A 15,225-nucleotide genomic window follows, 5' to 3' on the forward strand; every position below is an offset into this window, starting at 1 on the left:
TCAGCGATGCGCGCCCAGAGGAGTCCTTATGTTCAAGCTGTACTACGCCTCGACCTCGCCCTATGTCCGCAAGGTGATGGTCACCGCACATGTGCTTGGGCTGGCTGATCGGATCGAGAAACTCGACTCGGCAGCCCACCCGGTACAACGCGATGAGCGCATTGCGCGGTTCAATCCACTGGCCAAGGTACCGGCCCTACAGACTCCTGAAGGCCTGTCGCTCTACGACAGCCGGGTGATTTGCGAGTACCTGAATGAGTTTGCCGGGGGCACGCTGTTCCCCTCTGGCGGCGAGCGCTGGATCAGCCTTACCCGTCAAGCCCTGGGGGATGGCCTGCTCGACGCGGCATTGCTGGCGCGCTACGAAACTCATGCACGGCCGCCCGAAAAACGATGGGACGCCTGGACCTCCTCGCAGCTCACCAAGGTTCAGGCTGCGCTGGCAGAAATCGAAACCCAAGCGCCGGGATTCAGCCGCAGCCCCGATGACATCGGCCTGATTGCCATTGGCTGTGGCCTTGGTTATCTGGACTTTCGCTTCGCCGATCTGGACTGGCGCGCCCCCCATCCAATCACTGCAGCGTGGTTCGCAGCATTCGATCAACACCCCGCCATGCTCGCCACCCGACCGGTAGCCTGACCAGGAGCCCCCATGCCGTATACCGTATTCTTCCTGAACGGTCCGAACGCAAACCTTTACGGACTGGACAAGAACGGCACCTATGGCAGCGAAAGCTTTGCCACCATCGAGCAACGTTGCCAGCGTCATGCCGCCGAGCTGGGCCTGACGCTCGAGTTTCGCCAGAGCAACCATGAGGGCGTGCTGGTCGACTGGATTCAGGAAGCCCGTCTGAACGCCGATGCCATCATCATCAACGCCGCCGGGCTGACCTACAGTTCCGTGCCGATTCTGGATGCGCTGCTGGCCTTCGACGGACCGATCATCGAGGCGCACATGAGCAACATCTGGAAGCGTGAAAGCTTCCGCCATCACTCTTACGTATCGAAGGCGGCCACTGGCGTCATCGCGGGGCTGGGCGCGATGGGCTATCGCCTGGCGCTGACGGCGGTTACTGAATTGCTGGAGGCTCGAGCATGACTCCGACATTGGTGTTCTACAGCCAATTCGACAGCTTCGAAGAGTGGCAGGCGCTGCTTTCCCCCCTGCTACCTACCCTGAGGTTTTGTCAGGAGCAGGACATCGACGACCCGGACCAGGTGCTCTATGCGCTGGCCTGGAAGCCGCCCCAAGGGTTCTTCGCACGCTACCGCAACCTCCGGTTGCTGGTAAACCTGGGGGCTGGCGTGGACTCGCTGGTCGGCCGGGACGACCTACCCGACATCCCCATTACCCGTTTATCGGACCCGAACATGGGCCGCATGATGGCGAGCTATGTCCTGTTCGCCGTGCTGCGCTATGCCCGGGACATTCCAGCCTTCGAACGCGCCCAGCGCGAGCGGCGCTGGCATTATCTGCATCCGCGGCTACCGGAAACCATGCGTGTGGGTGTGCTGGGCCTGGGCGAGCTAGGCGCTTATGCGGCAGCGGAACTGGTTCGGCAGGGATTTGACGTGCGCGGCTGGTCGCGCTCCGCCAAACAGCTCGACGGCGTCACCTGCTGCAGTGGGATGGACAGCCTGGACCGCTTCATCGCCAGCAGCGACATCCTGGTCGTGATGCTTCCGCTGACCCAGGAAACCCGCGGCCTGTTGACGGCCGAACGACTGGCACTGATGCCGGCGGGCAGCTGCTTCATCAACGTTTCGCGCGGCGCCGTGGTCGATCAGCAGGCGCTGACCGAAGCGCTGACCAGCGGACGAATTGCCGAGGCCACGCTGGATGTCTTCGATCGCGAGCCCCTGCCACCGGAAGATCCGCTATGGGGCCTGGACAATGTACTGATCACGCCGCATCTGGCGTCGGTGGCGATTCCTGACTCGGCGGCGAGACAGATCGCCGATAACATCGAGCGCCTGCAACGCGGCGAAACCGTCCTGCACCAGATCGACCCTGCACGCGGTTACTGAGGCATCACACGACACCCCTGAGTACCCGCACCGAGTACGGATCGAAAAAGCTCGGGGCCGCCATGCCGGGAATGTACTGATCGGAGACGAACATCCGGCAACGCTCGGCAAAGGCACTGACGACGCGCGACAGCTGCGCATTTCTCGCCACCGCGTAGCCCAGCCGCATTGGGCGGTGCTCCCCGGCCAGACGAACGCGGATCAGGCGTTTGCCGTCCTGCGACAGGTTGGCCTTGGGTCGGACGTTCACGATGCTATAGCCGACCCCGTTGGCGACCATGGCACGGACCACTTCGAGGTTGCTCGACCGCATCACGATATTTGGCGTGACCCCAGCCGGCATGAACAGGCTGAGGAAGTACTCACGACTCCAGGGGATATCCAGCAAGACCATCGGATGGGTCTCAAGATCGTTCAGCGTGACCGCCGACAGGTTCGCCAGCGGGTGGTGCTCACTGACCATGACGTAGGGCGGCAGTTGCGCCAGCGCGTGGAATTCAATGTCGTCGCTGGCAACCAGATCATAGGTCAAGGCGATGTCGATGTCGGCGCTACGCAGCTTGCCCAGCAACTGCTCGTGGTGGCCCTCGAACTGGGTGATCCGCACCCCGGGGAAGGCCCGTCCGAAGCCAAATACCAGCTCGGGCGTAAGCATCGGTGCCAGCGATTCCAGACAGCCCACTCGCAGCGGCCCGCGAACGGTATTCAACGATTCAGACGCAATGGTGTAGAGGTTGCTCATCTGATCGAGGATCAGCTTGGCTTCCTTCATCACTTCACGCCCGATCGCCGTCAGCGACACACCTTGGGCATGGTGCCGAACGAACAATTGCACGCCCAGCTCGGATTCGATGTGGCTGATTGCCGCCGAGATCGACGGCGACGACACATGAAGACGCTCCGAGGCTCCCAGGAGGCTACCGGCCTCACCTGAAGCAACAAAGTACTCCAGCTGCCGCTGTGTGATTCGACTAAGCATAAGGACTCTCATTCATGACTGAGCTGGCCGAGAGAAGCCTCGGCCTCTATCGGTGATGCAAAGTCTGCGCCCGGTCATGTACAGGCGAACATCCGCGCATCACCTGCCGACGCGATGCACTTCCCGGGCCGGTCTGCGAGCGTGGCAAACCGCGACCCAGGGCTGCATCGGAAATTCCTACGCAGCGGCATGGTAAAGGCTGTTTTACCGCAATCGCTGCCCAGCGCCATTATTGACCTATCGCGCCAGGCCTACTGATGCCCCATTTAGGGGCGGCGCGAACGCCCATTGATTCGAAAAGAAATCGCGGCGCGACATTCACAACGCTAGAACGCTCGCCCCATTCACTAGGAGCAAAAAATGCGCAAAGCCATTGCCTTGACCGTGTTGAGTGCCAGCATGCTGGTTACAGCGAACGCCAGTGCTGCTGACAAACTGGTTGTCAGTACCTGGGGCGGAAGCTTCCGCGACCTCATTGACGAAGCCATCGGCACTGAATTCACCAAGCAGACCGGCGTCGAGGTCGAGTACGTGACAGGCGGTACCATCGATCGACTGAACAAGGCCAAGCTGGCGGGCACCGCCGAGACCGACCTGACGTTCACCACCTCTCACGTCGGCTGGCTTTACACCAATGACGGCCTGTTCGAAACGCTCGACATGAGCAAGATCCCCAATGCCAAGAATCTGGTCCAACAGGCGCAGCTGAGCCCAGGGCATATCGGGGTGTGGGGCTACGTCTACACGATTGGCTATCGCCCTGACATGGTGCCCGCCGGCGAAACCTTCGACAGCTGGAACGACCTCTGGAAGCCCGAGCTGAAAGGTACCCTGGCGCTGCCGGACTTCGACCCCAGCCACATCATCGCCGTGTCCGCAGAGCTGTCCGATGCCGACGCCGGCACCTGGGAAAAAGGTCAGGACAAGCTGAAGGCCCTCCTCCCCAGCATCAAGTCCTACTACACCAACGACGCCAACAGTCAGCAGCTGATCGCCACTGGCGAGACGCCTGTTCAGGTGCTGCTGTCAATGAACGCATACCACATGATCAAGGAAGGCGTGGAGATCGAGCTGGCCATGCCCAGAGAGGGTGCCGTGCTCGGGGTCGATGCGATGGGCATCAACAAGGGCACCAAGCAGGCTGAGCTGGCCTACCAATTCATGAATATCGCCCTGTCGCCCGATGTGCAGGCGAAGATCGCCGAGATCAATCGAGGCAGCCCGGTGGTGACCAATGCCACGGTCGACCCCGAGATCGCCAAGCTCCCAGGGATGCTGACCACCGAGGCCCAGTGGGACGCCACCCTGAACATCGATCCCAAGCTGCGCGCCGAGAAAACAGCCGAATGGCGCAAGTGGTTCTCAGAAAACATCATGGCGCACTGATCGCCGGCACGGGCGCGGGCATTCCTCGCGCCCTTCTCATCCCAGCCCATCTGTGGCGGGCACTGTCAGCGCCCGCATTCAACGGAAACGCTCATGACTCGTAATCCCGTATTCGTCCGATGGTTCATACTGCCCTCGGCGCTAACGGCACTCGGCTTGACCATCGCGATGCTGACTGTGCTGCAGTACAGCGTGCGCGCGTACGTGCCCGGCTCGCTGGAGGTCGGCGGCCTCACCCTCGATAACTTCCAAGGCATGCTTAAAGGCCTCTATGCCGATGCCTTCTTCAATACGGTATACCTGAGTTTTCAGACAGCATTGTTCGGCCTGCTGCTCAGTTATCCCCTGGCCTACGCGTTGGTTCGCACGCAAACCGCATGGCTGAAGACCTGCATCCTCATCATCGCCATTACCCCCCTGTTTCTGGGTGAGGTCGTGCGCACCTATTCCTGGATCATCGTCCTGGGTAACAGTGGCTTTCTCAACAGTCTGCTAATGGCCATGGGCGTGATAGATCGCCCGCTGCAGCTGATGTTCACCAACACCGGGGTCGTGCTGGCACTGGTCCACGTGACCATGCCCATCATGATCCTGATGCTCGCCACCGGGCTTTCGCACATCGACACTGCCTACGAGAAAGCAGCCACCAGTCTCGGTGCAGGACCGATTCGGGCTTTCCTGACAGTCACCCTGCCGCTGTCGCTGCCGGGCATCGTGGCCAGCGTGACCACCGCCTTCGCCTGGACCTTCAGTGCTTTTGCCACACCGCAACTCATCGGCGGCGGAAAGGTAAGTACCGTTGCCACCCTCGTCTATCAGCTGGGATTTTCGTCGCTGAACTTCCCTTTCGCTGCCGCCTTGAGCGTCGCCGGCCTGGTGCTGACCTTGCTGTTGCTGGCCGCGCTGAAGCGTGCGACCCGCTCACTGCAAAGCGTAGGAGGTCATTGAGATGACCCGCTCCAATCGAGACAAATGGCTGGGATACGCGGGCCGTCTGCTGGTCGCGTTGATCCTGATGTTCGTGCTGCTGCCGACGGTGGTGGTGATCATCTCTTCATTCAGCAGCACGTCGGTGTTGTTTTTCCCGCCAAAAGGCTGGTCCCTGCGCTGGTTTGAACGAGCCGTCAGCTACCCGGATTTCCGCAACGGATTCCAGGCAGGGCTGATCGTTACGGCCTGGGCATCGACCTTGGCCGTGGTCATCGGCACCACCTTGGCCATCGCCATCAATCGCTATGAGTTTCGCTTCAAACGCGTCATTGAAGGGGTCTTGCTGTCACCGCTGTTCATTCCGCACTTCACCATCGGCCTTGGTTTGCTGATGCTGGTATCGCAGTTCAACCTGGGCCGGGGATACGCGCTGGTTATCTTCTGCCATATCGTATTGGTGCTGCCCTTCGTGCTGCGAAGCCTCTATGTATCGCTGCAAAACCTGGAACAACGGATCGAACTTGCCGCCGCCAGTCTGGGCGCGTCGCCTCTTCGCGTTGTGTGGACCATTACCGTACCGCTGATGATCCCAGGGTTGTTCGGCGGCTGGCTGTTTGCCGCGATCCTGTCCTTCAACGAGTTTACCGCCTCTCTGTTCGTGACCACGCAGGCGACGCAGACGCTGCCCGTGGCGATGTACAACTACGTCAGGGAATTCGCGGACCCGACGCTGGCGGCATTGTCGGTCATCTACATCGCGACGACCGCTTCTCTGCTGGCACTCGCCAATCGATTTCTCGGCCTTGGACGTGTGCTCAATGTCGAGGCACCGCGCTGACCCGGACAGCCAGAGATCGGAACGTCAATTCATTACCAACAGGATCGACTTGCATGACATTTTCAATCATCGGCCGTTGTGCCAAGACCGGCCAGCTCGGGGTCGCCATCAGTTCGTCGAGCATTGCGGTGGGCGCTCGTTGCCCGTGGCTACGCCCCGGCGTGGGTGTCGTCTCCACTCAGAACGTTACCCTTCCCGCCCTTGGCAACCGCGTCCTGGATCAGCTGGCGCAGGGACTGGAACCGGCGCAGGCGAGAGATCTCGCGCTGGCCAGTGACAGCTACAGCCAGTTCCGCCAACTGACCGTGATCGATCATCTTGGCAGGACCGCGCATTTCAGCGGCAGCGAGACGCTTGGTTGCCACAACGCCATCGCGGGCGAGCAATGCGTCGGCGCCGGCAACATGCTGGCGGACCAAAGCGTTATCGAGGCCCTGGTACTTGCGTTCGAAAGTGCCCCCGGCCAACTGGCCGACCGCCTGTTAGCGGCGATGCAAGCCGCAATGGTGGCCGGCGGCGAAGCAGGACCGGTGCATTCCGCCGCGCTCGTCGTAGTGGGCGAGCAGTCATGGCCTATCGTCGACCTGCGCGTCGACTGGGCGGACGACGATCCCATCGGAGCGCTGGCCAAACTGTGGGACGACTACCGCCCACAGATGCAGGACTACATCATGCGCGCGCTCGACCCTACCAAGGCACCTCGCTACGGCGTCCCGGGGGACGAGTAAATGAACAGCAAAGACCTGTTGGCCGCCTTGATTGCGTTCGATACCACCAGCCGCGAATCCAACCTGCAATTGATCGAATTCGTGCGCGATTACCTTGACCGACTGAACGTCCCCTATGAGCTGACCTACAATCGCGAAGGGAGCAAAGCCAACCTTTTCGCCACCATCGGGCCAGACGACATCTCTGGCATCGTGCTCTCCGGACACACCGACGTCGTACCCGTCGATGGCCAGACATGGTCGGTCCCGCCCTTCGAACTCAGCGAAAAGAGCGGCAAGCTGTACGGCCGCGGGACCGCTGATATGAAAGGCTATATCGCCTGCGTGCTGGCAGCGGTCCCCGGCTTCCTGGCTCAACCACTGCGTGTGCCCGTCCATATCGCCCTTTCCTACGATGAAGAAGTGGGCTGTCTGGGGGTACGTGACCTGATTGCAAGCCTCGAAGCGCGACCCTGCAAGCCCCGGCTATGCATCATCGGGGAACCTACCGAACTGCGACCGGTGCTTGGCCATAAAGGCAAGCTCGCCATGCGCTGTAACGTCCAGGGTGTGCCCTGTCACTCCGCGTATGCGCCGCAAGGCGTCAACGCCATCGAATATGCGGCAGAGCTGATTGGCGAACTCGGCCGCATTGGCAGCCGTCTGCGTGCTTCGCCCCTGTGCGATCACCGATTCAATCCCCCTTTTACAACGGTGCAAACCGGCCTCATCCGTGGCGGCAAGGCATTGAACATCGTCCCGGCGGACTGCTCCTTCGATTTCGAAGTGCGCGCGCTGCCGACCATGGACCCCAACGATGTTGCGCAGCAACTGGAGCAGTATGCGCAGCGGGAGGTGGTGCCGAAAATGCGCGCGGTGGATGCCAGCAGCGACATCTGCTTTACCAAACTGTCCGCCTATCCGGGGCTCGCGACGGACGCTCAAAGCGATGCTGCTCAGTTGATCGCCAAGATCTGCGGCACCGACGGATTCACAACGGTCGCTTTCGGGACCGAAGGTGGGCTGTTCGACTCCATAGGCATACCGACCGTGGTATGCGGGCCGGGCAGCATGGATCAAGGTCACAAGCCAGACGAGTTTGTTCGCGTTTCTCAGCTCGAAGCCTGCGACGCCATGCTTGAGCGCCTCACGCTGATGTTCCGGGCCTGAGCGAGCCCGGAAACCCAGGTGACGCCTTCCGTAATGACGGCCGAACACGTTCGGGCTTCGGCCGTGAATCAGACCAGGGCCATTTCCCGCCGCGACCTTTAAAGCGCTTTGTTTTTTCCTAAGCGCTGCGTTCAAAAAGCGTGATTCTCAAACCACCTTGTCTTGATCAAACTTCCTGCAGTCGGTGAGTGTTGTATTAGCAACCTGTGAATCTTCGCCCTATTGCTGGCGCAACGCGGCGGCGAAATAAAAGCCGGGTCGATATCCTTTAGGAAACTCATATGTCAGTTGAAAAGATCAATACGTTAGTAGTCGGTGCTGGCCAGGCGGGAATAGCCATGAGCGAGCATCTTTCGCTTATGGGCGTGCCCCATATTGTTTTAGAGCGCAATAGAGTTGCCGAACGCTGGCGTTCCGAACGCTGGGACTCTCTGGTTGCCAATGGCCCTGCCTGGCACGACCGCTTCCCGACATTGAAATTCGACAATATTTCTCCTGAAGCCTTTCCGCCCAAAGAGCGCGTGGCTCAGTACTTTGAAGACTACGTACAGATGCTCAACGCGCCCGTACGGACCGGTGTCGAAGTCATGCAACTGGAACGTCTCGCAGGTCGCCCTGGCTTTAAGGTCACGACCTCGGAAGGTGTACTGGAGGCAGCCAACGTCGTCGCGGCAACCGGCCCGTTTCAGAAGCCAACCTACCCCAGGATCGTTCCTGAAACCGCACGGATTCAGCAGCTGCATTCGTCGGCCTACAAGAACCCGGGCCAACTGGCCGATGGCGGCGTTCTGGTCGTAGGCGCAGGCGCCTCGGGGTCACAGATTGCCGAAGAGTTGCGGCGGGCGGGAAAACGCGTGTACCTCTCGGTGGGCGAACACTATCGGCCGCCACGTTCGTACCGTGGCCGTGACTACTGCTGGTGGCTCGGGGCGCTCGGCCTGTGGGATGAGGTGAAGATCAGGCCGAAGAAAGAGCACGTCGCTTTCGCCGTCAGCGGCTATGACGGGGGAAAGACCGTGGATTTCCGGCGGCTCGCGCATTCGGGCATCAACCTGGTGGGGCTGACAAAATCATGGAGGGACGGCGTCGTCGAGTTTGAACAGGGCCTGGCGAAGAATATTGCCGATGGTGACCAAGCGTATTTTGATGTTTTGCGAGAAGCCGATGCCTACATCGAGCAGAACGGACTTCCGTTTCCGCCCGAACCGGAAGCCTGGACATTACTACCCGATCCAGACTGCCTGGTGAATCCGATCCTTGAACTTGACCTGGAAGAAGCTGGAATTACCACGATCCTCTGGGCAACCGGTTTTCAGTTCGATTTCAGCTGGATGAAGGTCAATGCGTTCGATGAAAAAGGCATGCCTTTCCACAAGCGGGGAATATCCGCCGAAAGTGGTGTGTACTTCCTAGGACTCCCCAATCTGGTAAACAGAGCCTCGTCGTTCATCTATGGGGTTTGGCATGACGCGAAATACATCGCCGACCACATAGTTCTGCAAAACGGATATATGGCCTACGACAAGAGTTGAGTCGAACCGGCGTTTTGGTTATTTCCGCACCTGCCGGATAAACATTCGGCAGCCTGTGATTTTCCCCCACTCAAATAAAGCACAACAGGCGTTTCCATGGCCGAGATAACCTGCATCGAAGACTTGCGTCGCCTGGCGAGAAAACGAGTACCGCGCATGTTCTACGACTATGTCGATGGTGGCTCATGGACGGAATATACCTATCGCGCCAACGAGTCGGATCTCCAGCGAATCGAGTTCCGCCAACGGGTGGCCTGCGATATCACTCATCGGAGCACTGCAACGACGATGGTGGGCCAGCACGTCAGCATGCCGGTGGCCATAGCGCCAACCGGGATGACCGGCATGCAACATGCCGATGGCGAAATACTCGCGGCGCGGGCCGCCAAGCGTTTCGGCATTCCGTTCACCTTGTCCACCATGAGCATCTGTTCGATCGAGGCGGTGGCCGAAGCGACTCAACGGCATCCGTTCTGGTTTCAGCTGTATGTCATGCGTGACCGCCGGTTCGTCGAGAGTCTCATTGACCGTGCCGAGGCGGCCAACTGCTCCGCACTGGTGGTGACGATGGATCTGCAGGTATTTGGCCAGCGGCACAAGGACACGATAAATGGCCTCTCGATGCCGCCCAAACCCACGTTCCGAAACATCGTGAATATGTTGAGCAAGCCGCGCTGGTGCTTGAGCATGCTGGGTACGCGACATCGCCACTTCGGCAACATCGTTGGCCATGCACGAGGGGTCGACAATATCCAGTCTCTGGTCGACTGGACGGCGGAGCAGTTCGACCCCAGCCTCTCCTGGCAGGATCTGGAATGGATTAGAAAGCGCTGGGATGGGCAGCTGATCGTAAAGGGTATCCAGCACCCGGAAGACGCCCGAATCGCAGCGCAATGCGGTGCCGATGCCGTTGTCGTCTCCAACCATGGCGGCCGCCAACTGGACGGCGCGTCCTCTTCGATCTCGACCTTGCCGGAGATCGTGGACGCCGTCGGAGGTCGTACCGAAATCCACTTCGATAGCGGCATCCGTTCCGGTCAGGACGTTCTCAAGGCAGTCGCACTCGGCGCCCGCGGCACATATATCGGACGCGCGATGCTGTATGGACTGGGTGCCCTGGGCGAGGCTGGCGTGACCAAGGCATTGAACATCATCCAGGGCGAACTCGATTTGACCATGGCTTTTTGCGGCAAAACCGGGATGCAATCGATAAACCGCGACATTCTGCGCATCAAACCCTGACTCGTCACGGATGCCTCGGGGTGGGCATTCTCCACGTCCAATCCACCAGCTGAAGGCCGTCGCGCCGGACTCACCAAGCCGTCACGTGAGGGAGCAAGGCGTTTCGGATGCAAATCAGGGCACGGAAACCGCTTCGCGGCGCCATCAGCGGTCGGGCGGCTGTCGAGTCAGCCGATTCGCTTGCAATGGCAAATTTTCAAACGGGCGTAGGCTCAGGTCGCCGCGTTCTGGCGCGCCAGCTTAGCCGGTCGGCTACAAGCTGACCGAACCAATGAATTGCTGCAGCTCGGCGGTCTGCGGATTGGCGAACAGCTCGCCGGGGTCGCCTACCTCATGCACCTTGCCGTGGTGCATGAACACCAGTTTGCTGCCCACTTCGCGGGCGAAGCGCATCTCATGGGTAACCATCACCAGCGTCATGCCTTCACTCGCCAGTTGCTTCACCACGGCCAGCACCTCGTTGACCAGTTCCGGGTCGAGCGCCGAGGTGATTTCATCGCAGAGCAACACCTTGGGTGACATCGCCAGTGCTCGGGCAATCGCCACGCGCTGTTGCTGGCCACCGGACAGACGCTCGGGATAGGCATCGAACTTTTCCGACAGTCCGACCTTGTCCAACATTTGCCGCGCCAGACGTTCAGCATCGGCGTGAGGCATCTTCTTCACGACCTTGACCGCCAGCATCACGTTCTCCCCCGCTGTCAGATGCGGGAAGAGGTTGAACTGCTGAAAGACCATGCCGACCTTTTGCCGGAGACTACGTAGATCAGCGCGGGCGGCGTCCAGGTATTCGCCGTCGACCTCGATGACGCCGTCATTGATCGTCTCCAGGCCGTTGAGCGTACGCAGCAAGGTGCTCTTGCCGGAACCGCTACGCCCGATGATGGCGACCACCTCGCCCTCCTCGACCCGCAGATCGACGCCCTTGAGCACATGGTTCTCGCCGTAATACTTGTGCAGCGCCGATACGTTAAGCAGTGACATTCAGCCTCCTTTCCAGGCGATACGCCGCCAGTGACAGCGGGTAGCAGAGTGCGAAGTAGCCCAGTGCGACCAGGCCGTAGACCATGAACGGCTCGAAGGTAGCGTTGGCCAGCATGCTGCCGGTCTTGGTGAGTTCGGTGAAACCGATGATCGAAGTGACTGCCGTGCCCTTCACGACCTGCACCGAAAAACCCACGGTGGGCGCTACCGCGATCCTCAATGCCTGCGGTAGCACCACGTAGCGCAGTGTCTCCAGCCGGGTCATCGCCAGGCATTCGGAGGCCTCCCATTGCCCGCGGGAGACCGACTCGACGCAGCCACGCCAGATTTCCGCGAGAAAGGCACTGGTGAACAACGTCAGCGCCACCGCCGCGGCAAGCCAGGCAGAGACCTCCACCCCCAGCAAGGCGACGCCGAAGAACACGATGAACAGTTGCATCAACAGCGGTGTGCCTTGGAACAGCTCGATGTAGCCGTAGGCCAGGACCCGCAGCCAGCGGACCGGAGCGATCCGCGCCAGCATCACCAGCAGCCCAACCACGCCACCACAGACGAACGCCACCAAGGACAGCACCAACGTCCATTGCAAGCCGGTCAGCAGGTTGCGTGCGATGTCCCAGAAGGTGAATTCCATCAGCGCGCCCCCACGACGTAGCGCCGACCGAACCAACCCAACAATTGCCTGATCAGGATTGCCATTGCCAGATACAGCAAGGTGGTCACCAGATAGGTTTCGAAGGCGCGGAAGTTGCGCGACTGGATGAAGTTGGCGGCGAAGGTCAACTCTTCGGTAGAAATCTGCGAGCAGACCGCTGACCCGAGCATGACGATGATGATCTGACTCGACAGTGCCGGCCAGACCTTGGCCAGCGCTGGACGCAGCACTACATGGCGAAAGGTTTCCAGTCGGGTCAACGCCAGGGCGGACGCCGCCTCGATTTGCCCATGGGGAATCGCCTGAATGCCAGCCCGGATGATCTCGGTTGAATACGCGCCCAGATTGATCACCATCGCCAGCACCGCGGCTTCCCATTCATTCAGGCGAAACCCCAGCGCCGGCAACCCGAAGAAAATGAAGAACAACTGGACGATGAACGGGGTGTTGCGGATCAGCTCGACATAAAGACCGAACAGATAGTTGAACGGCCGGATCCGCCATGCGCGCATCAGCGCACCGACGATACCCAGCCCCACACCCAGCACGGTGCCGATGGCGGTCAGGCCCAGGGTAAACAGTGCGCCCTGAAGGAGGACGTCGGTGTTCGCCAGCACCGGGCCGAATTCCATCTGATAAGCCATGGTCGATCTCCCGCTCCGGTAGTCGCCCTTACAGGTCTGCCGGCAGTGGTTGCTTCAGCCATTTTTCACTGATCGTGCTCAGGCTGCCGTCCTGCTTGGCCGTCGCGAGGATGCCGTTGACCTTATCGAGCAGGGCTGGCTCATTCTTGTTCAGGCCAACATAGGTGGGCGAGTTCTTCAGGTTGAGCTTCATTACGGGTACACGCTTGGGATTGCGCTCGGCAATCGCCGCCATGACGATGTTGCCGCTGGCGATCAGATCGACCTGCCCGGAAAGATAGGCGGCAATGGTCGAATTGTTGTCCTCGAAGCGCTTCAGCGTGGCGCCTTTGGGGGCAATGGCGCTTAGCTCGATATCTTCAACGGAACCGCGGGTGACGCTGATGGTGTTGCCCTCCAGATCGTCAAGGCTCGTGATCTCGGTCTCTTCCGGGCCAAACACGCCCAAGTAGAACGGTGCATAGGCCTCAGAGAAATCGATCACCTGCTCGCGCTCGGCATTCTTGCCGAGGCTGGAGACCACCAGATCGACCTTGCCGGTCGTGAGGAATGGAATCCGGTTCGTGCTATTGACCGCAGTCACTTCAAGTTTGACGTTCATCTGGTCAGCCAGCAGCTGCGCGGTATCGATATCCAGCCCGCGCGGCTGCATGTCCGGGCCCACCGAGCCGAACGGTGGAAAGTCCTGCGGCACAGCCACCTTGAGTACACCGCGTTTGGTGATGTCCTCCAGGCCGTCCGCAACGGCCACGCCGCTTGCCAGCGTTATGCCCAAGCACAGGGCAGAGATCAATGAGCGAGTTGCGTTGAGCATGATGAAGCTCCGGTTAGAGGAAAGACGGCATCGGCTTTGCACGCGTCATGCCAGCGGAGTGCCGAGATCCACGTGATGGGTCGGAGCGCGCTGGCTGGTACGACTGGTCTGAACAGTTCAGGCCTGCAGTGATTGCGTTTCGCTCATTTGCGGTGCGCTTTCCAGATGCGGTGCTTCAGTGCGATGCACACCACCGCGAATCACTTGGATGTCGTCTTGGCACAGAGCCCCATGCAATCGATCAACCGCGCAGTACCTGAACAGGCGTTCGCCTCGATCCGCCAACTGATAGAGGACGACGCCTACCAACCCGGCGATGCGCTGCCGTCGCAGCGTGAGTTGGCCGAGCGCTTCGGCATAAGCCGCGCCTCGTTGCGTGAAGCGCTTTCCTCGCTAAGTGCCCTGGGACTGGTGCGCATCCAGCCAGGCAAGGGTGTATTCATCCAGGAGCCGCCGACTTCTACGGTAAAGGCCGAACAGGTGCCTGGTTGGCCCTTCAACACGCAGGTTTCAGCCGCGGACACCTTTCAGCTGCGTTACGCCCTGGAAGGCTTTGCGGCCAACCTGGCTGCCTTGGTGTTGAACAGCGACGCGCTGGACACGCTGAACGATAATGTTGAATCGATGCGTCTGGAGCTACGTGCTCAGGCCTTCGACGCTGCAGCGCAACTGGATTTCGACTTTCACCGCCTGATACTTGAATCCGCTGGAAATCAGGCAATCCTAGGCATCCTGACCAGCCGCTCCGACATTTACCTAGAAAGCCAGAAGCTGCCGTTCATCCGCCCTGAACGAGCCATGGAAACCTGGCAGGAGCACCGGAGGATCCTGCGCGCGCTGTCGCGCCATGCCCCGGCCGCGGCACAAAAGGCCATGCACGCTCACATCCGTGCTGCGGCGTCGCGAACCGGCATCAGCTTTGCGGGCACGGGCTACTGATTTCCGGTCCGCGGGCTGAACCCGCTACGGCAGGCTTGAACGCTTGGTCATCTCTACCAAGGGCCACGCCGCAAATGAAAAAGCCGCCCTTGCAGAGACAAGGACGGCTTCCAATTGGTGCCCGAGGCCGGGGTCGAACCGGCACGACCGCGAGGTCGAGGGATTTTCTTACCACTTCGGCTTTCGCCGCCAACGCACAGCGCTGTTCGTGGTCTGGAGCACGCCTTCACCGTAGCCTTGCGGCCGTAGGTGCCCGCCGTCTGCTCTCTACACCTTCCCAACGTGTAGGTTGGGCTTGGCTCGGCGTTGGCTCGGATACCAGGGCATCCAGGGCTTTCGCCGAATTTGACGGGCTTCACCTCTGAGGTTTCCCCTAG

Annotated in this window: 16 protein-coding genes; 11 read left to right on the forward strand and 5 right to left on the reverse strand. The window is 60.3% G+C overall.

Annotation, left to right across the window (positions count from 1 at the left end; genetic code table 11):
* Window positions 1–28 precede the first annotated feature (28 nt).
* From GQA94_RS14810 to GQA94_RS14820, 3 genes are read left to right on the forward strand one after another with little or no spacing between them, the layout of a single operon-like run.
* On the forward strand, window positions 29–640 hold the full coding sequence (locus GQA94_RS14810; RefSeq protein WP_158188739.1) for a glutathione S-transferase: 612 nt from the start codon (window positions 29–31) through the stop codon (window positions 638–640).
* A gap of 12 nt (window positions 641–652) precedes the next feature.
* The gene (locus tag GQA94_RS14815) at window positions 653–1,099 is read left to right on the forward strand and encodes a type II 3-dehydroquinate dehydratase (RefSeq protein ID WP_158188740.1); all 447 of its coding nucleotides are present in this window, start codon (window positions 653–655) and stop codon (window positions 1,097–1,099) included.
* Complete coding sequence (locus GQA94_RS14820) at window positions 1,096–2,028, forward strand: 2-hydroxyacid dehydrogenase (RefSeq protein WP_158188741.1); 933 nt, start codon at window positions 1,096–1,098, stop codon at window positions 2,026–2,028. Before GQA94_RS14815 ends, GQA94_RS14820 begins: the two co-directional genes overlap by 4 nt.
* 4 nt (window positions 2,029–2,032) lie before the next feature.
* Here the strand turns inward: GQA94_RS14820 and GQA94_RS14825 are convergent, their stop codons facing one another.
* Window positions 2,033–3,007: a LysR substrate-binding domain-containing protein gene (locus GQA94_RS14825; RefSeq protein WP_158188742.1), complete on the reverse strand. Its 975-nt coding sequence runs from the start codon at window positions 3,005–3,007 to the stop codon at window positions 2,033–2,035.
* Between the two features lie 360 nt (window positions 3,008–3,367).
* Here GQA94_RS14825 and GQA94_RS14830 point away from each other — a divergent pair, with 360 nt between their 5' ends.
* The 7 genes from GQA94_RS14830 to GQA94_RS14860 all read left to right on the forward strand — a co-directional run bounded on the left by GQA94_RS14830 (window position 3,368) and on the right by GQA94_RS14860 (window position 10,812).
* Window positions 3,368–4,393, forward strand: a complete 1,026-nt coding sequence (locus tag GQA94_RS14830; RefSeq protein WP_158188743.1) for a polyamine ABC transporter substrate-binding protein — start codon at window positions 3,368–3,370, stop codon at window positions 4,391–4,393.
* Window positions 4,394–4,486: 93 nt separating this feature from the next.
* The gene (locus GQA94_RS14835) at window positions 4,487–5,341 is read left to right on the forward strand and encodes an ABC transporter permease (RefSeq protein WP_158188744.1); all 855 of its coding nucleotides are present in this window, start codon (window positions 4,487–4,489) and stop codon (window positions 5,339–5,341) included.
* 1 nt (window position 5,342) lies between these two features.
* Window positions 5,343–6,161: an ABC transporter permease gene (locus GQA94_RS14840; RefSeq protein WP_158188745.1), complete on the forward strand. Its 819-nt coding sequence runs from the start codon at window positions 5,343–5,345 to the stop codon at window positions 6,159–6,161.
* 53 nt (window positions 6,162–6,214) lie between these two features.
* On the forward strand, window positions 6,215–6,889 hold the full coding sequence (locus GQA94_RS14845; protein WP_158188746.1) for a DUF1028 domain-containing protein: 675 nt from the start codon (window positions 6,215–6,217) through the stop codon (window positions 6,887–6,889).
* Window positions 6,890–8,038, forward strand: a complete 1,149-nt coding sequence (gene argE, locus GQA94_RS14850; protein ID WP_158188747.1) for an acetylornithine deacetylase — start codon at window positions 6,890–6,892, stop codon at window positions 8,036–8,038.
* A 281-nt stretch (window positions 8,039–8,319) separates the two neighbouring features.
* Complete coding sequence (locus GQA94_RS14855; RefSeq protein ID WP_158188748.1) at window positions 8,320–9,570, forward strand: flavin-containing monooxygenase; 1,251 nt, start codon at window positions 8,320–8,322, stop codon at window positions 9,568–9,570.
* A gap of 96 nt (window positions 9,571–9,666) precedes the next feature.
* Window positions 9,667–10,812, forward strand: coding sequence for an alpha-hydroxy acid oxidase (locus tag GQA94_RS14860; protein ID WP_158188749.1), 1,146 nt, complete (start codon window positions 9,667–9,669; stop codon window positions 10,810–10,812).
* Window positions 10,813–11,064: 252 nt separating this feature from the next.
* On the opposite strand, the gene GQA94_RS14865 is transcribed toward GQA94_RS14860, so the two are convergent.
* The 4 genes from GQA94_RS14865 to GQA94_RS14880 are packed head-to-tail and all read right to left on the reverse strand — an operon-like array spanning window position 11,065 to window position 13,909.
* Complete coding sequence (locus tag GQA94_RS14865; RefSeq protein ID WP_158188750.1) at window positions 11,065–11,796, reverse strand: amino acid ABC transporter ATP-binding protein; 732 nt, start codon at window positions 11,794–11,796, stop codon at window positions 11,065–11,067.
* Window positions 11,783–12,433 (reverse strand): amino acid ABC transporter permease, encoded by a 651-nt coding sequence (locus tag GQA94_RS14870; protein WP_199270161.1) that lies wholly within the window; start codon window positions 12,431–12,433, stop codon window positions 11,783–11,785. The genes GQA94_RS14865 and GQA94_RS14870 overlap by 14 nt, the downstream gene beginning before the upstream one ends.
* Window positions 12,430–13,095 (reverse strand): amino acid ABC transporter permease, encoded by a 666-nt coding sequence (locus tag GQA94_RS14875; RefSeq protein ID WP_158188752.1) that lies wholly within the window; start codon window positions 13,093–13,095, stop codon window positions 12,430–12,432. The genes GQA94_RS14870 and GQA94_RS14875 overlap by 4 nt, the downstream gene beginning before the upstream one ends.
* A 28-nt stretch (window positions 13,096–13,123) precedes the next feature.
* Window positions 13,124–13,909 (reverse strand): transporter substrate-binding domain-containing protein, encoded by a 786-nt coding sequence (locus tag GQA94_RS14880; protein ID WP_158188753.1) that lies wholly within the window; start codon window positions 13,907–13,909, stop codon window positions 13,124–13,126.
* 231 nt (window positions 13,910–14,140) lie between these two features.
* Here GQA94_RS14880 and GQA94_RS14885 point away from each other — a divergent pair, with 231 nt between their 5' ends.
* Window positions 14,141–14,848, forward strand: coding sequence for a FadR/GntR family transcriptional regulator (locus tag GQA94_RS14885; RefSeq protein WP_158188754.1), 708 nt, complete (start codon window positions 14,141–14,143; stop codon window positions 14,846–14,848).
* Window positions 14,849–15,225 lie beyond the last annotated feature (377 nt).

Origin of the sequence: Stutzerimonas stutzeri (assembly GCF_009789555.1) — a bacterium.
Classification (GTDB): domain Bacteria; phylum Pseudomonadota; class Gammaproteobacteria; order Pseudomonadales; family Pseudomonadaceae; genus Stutzerimonas; species Stutzerimonas stutzeri_R.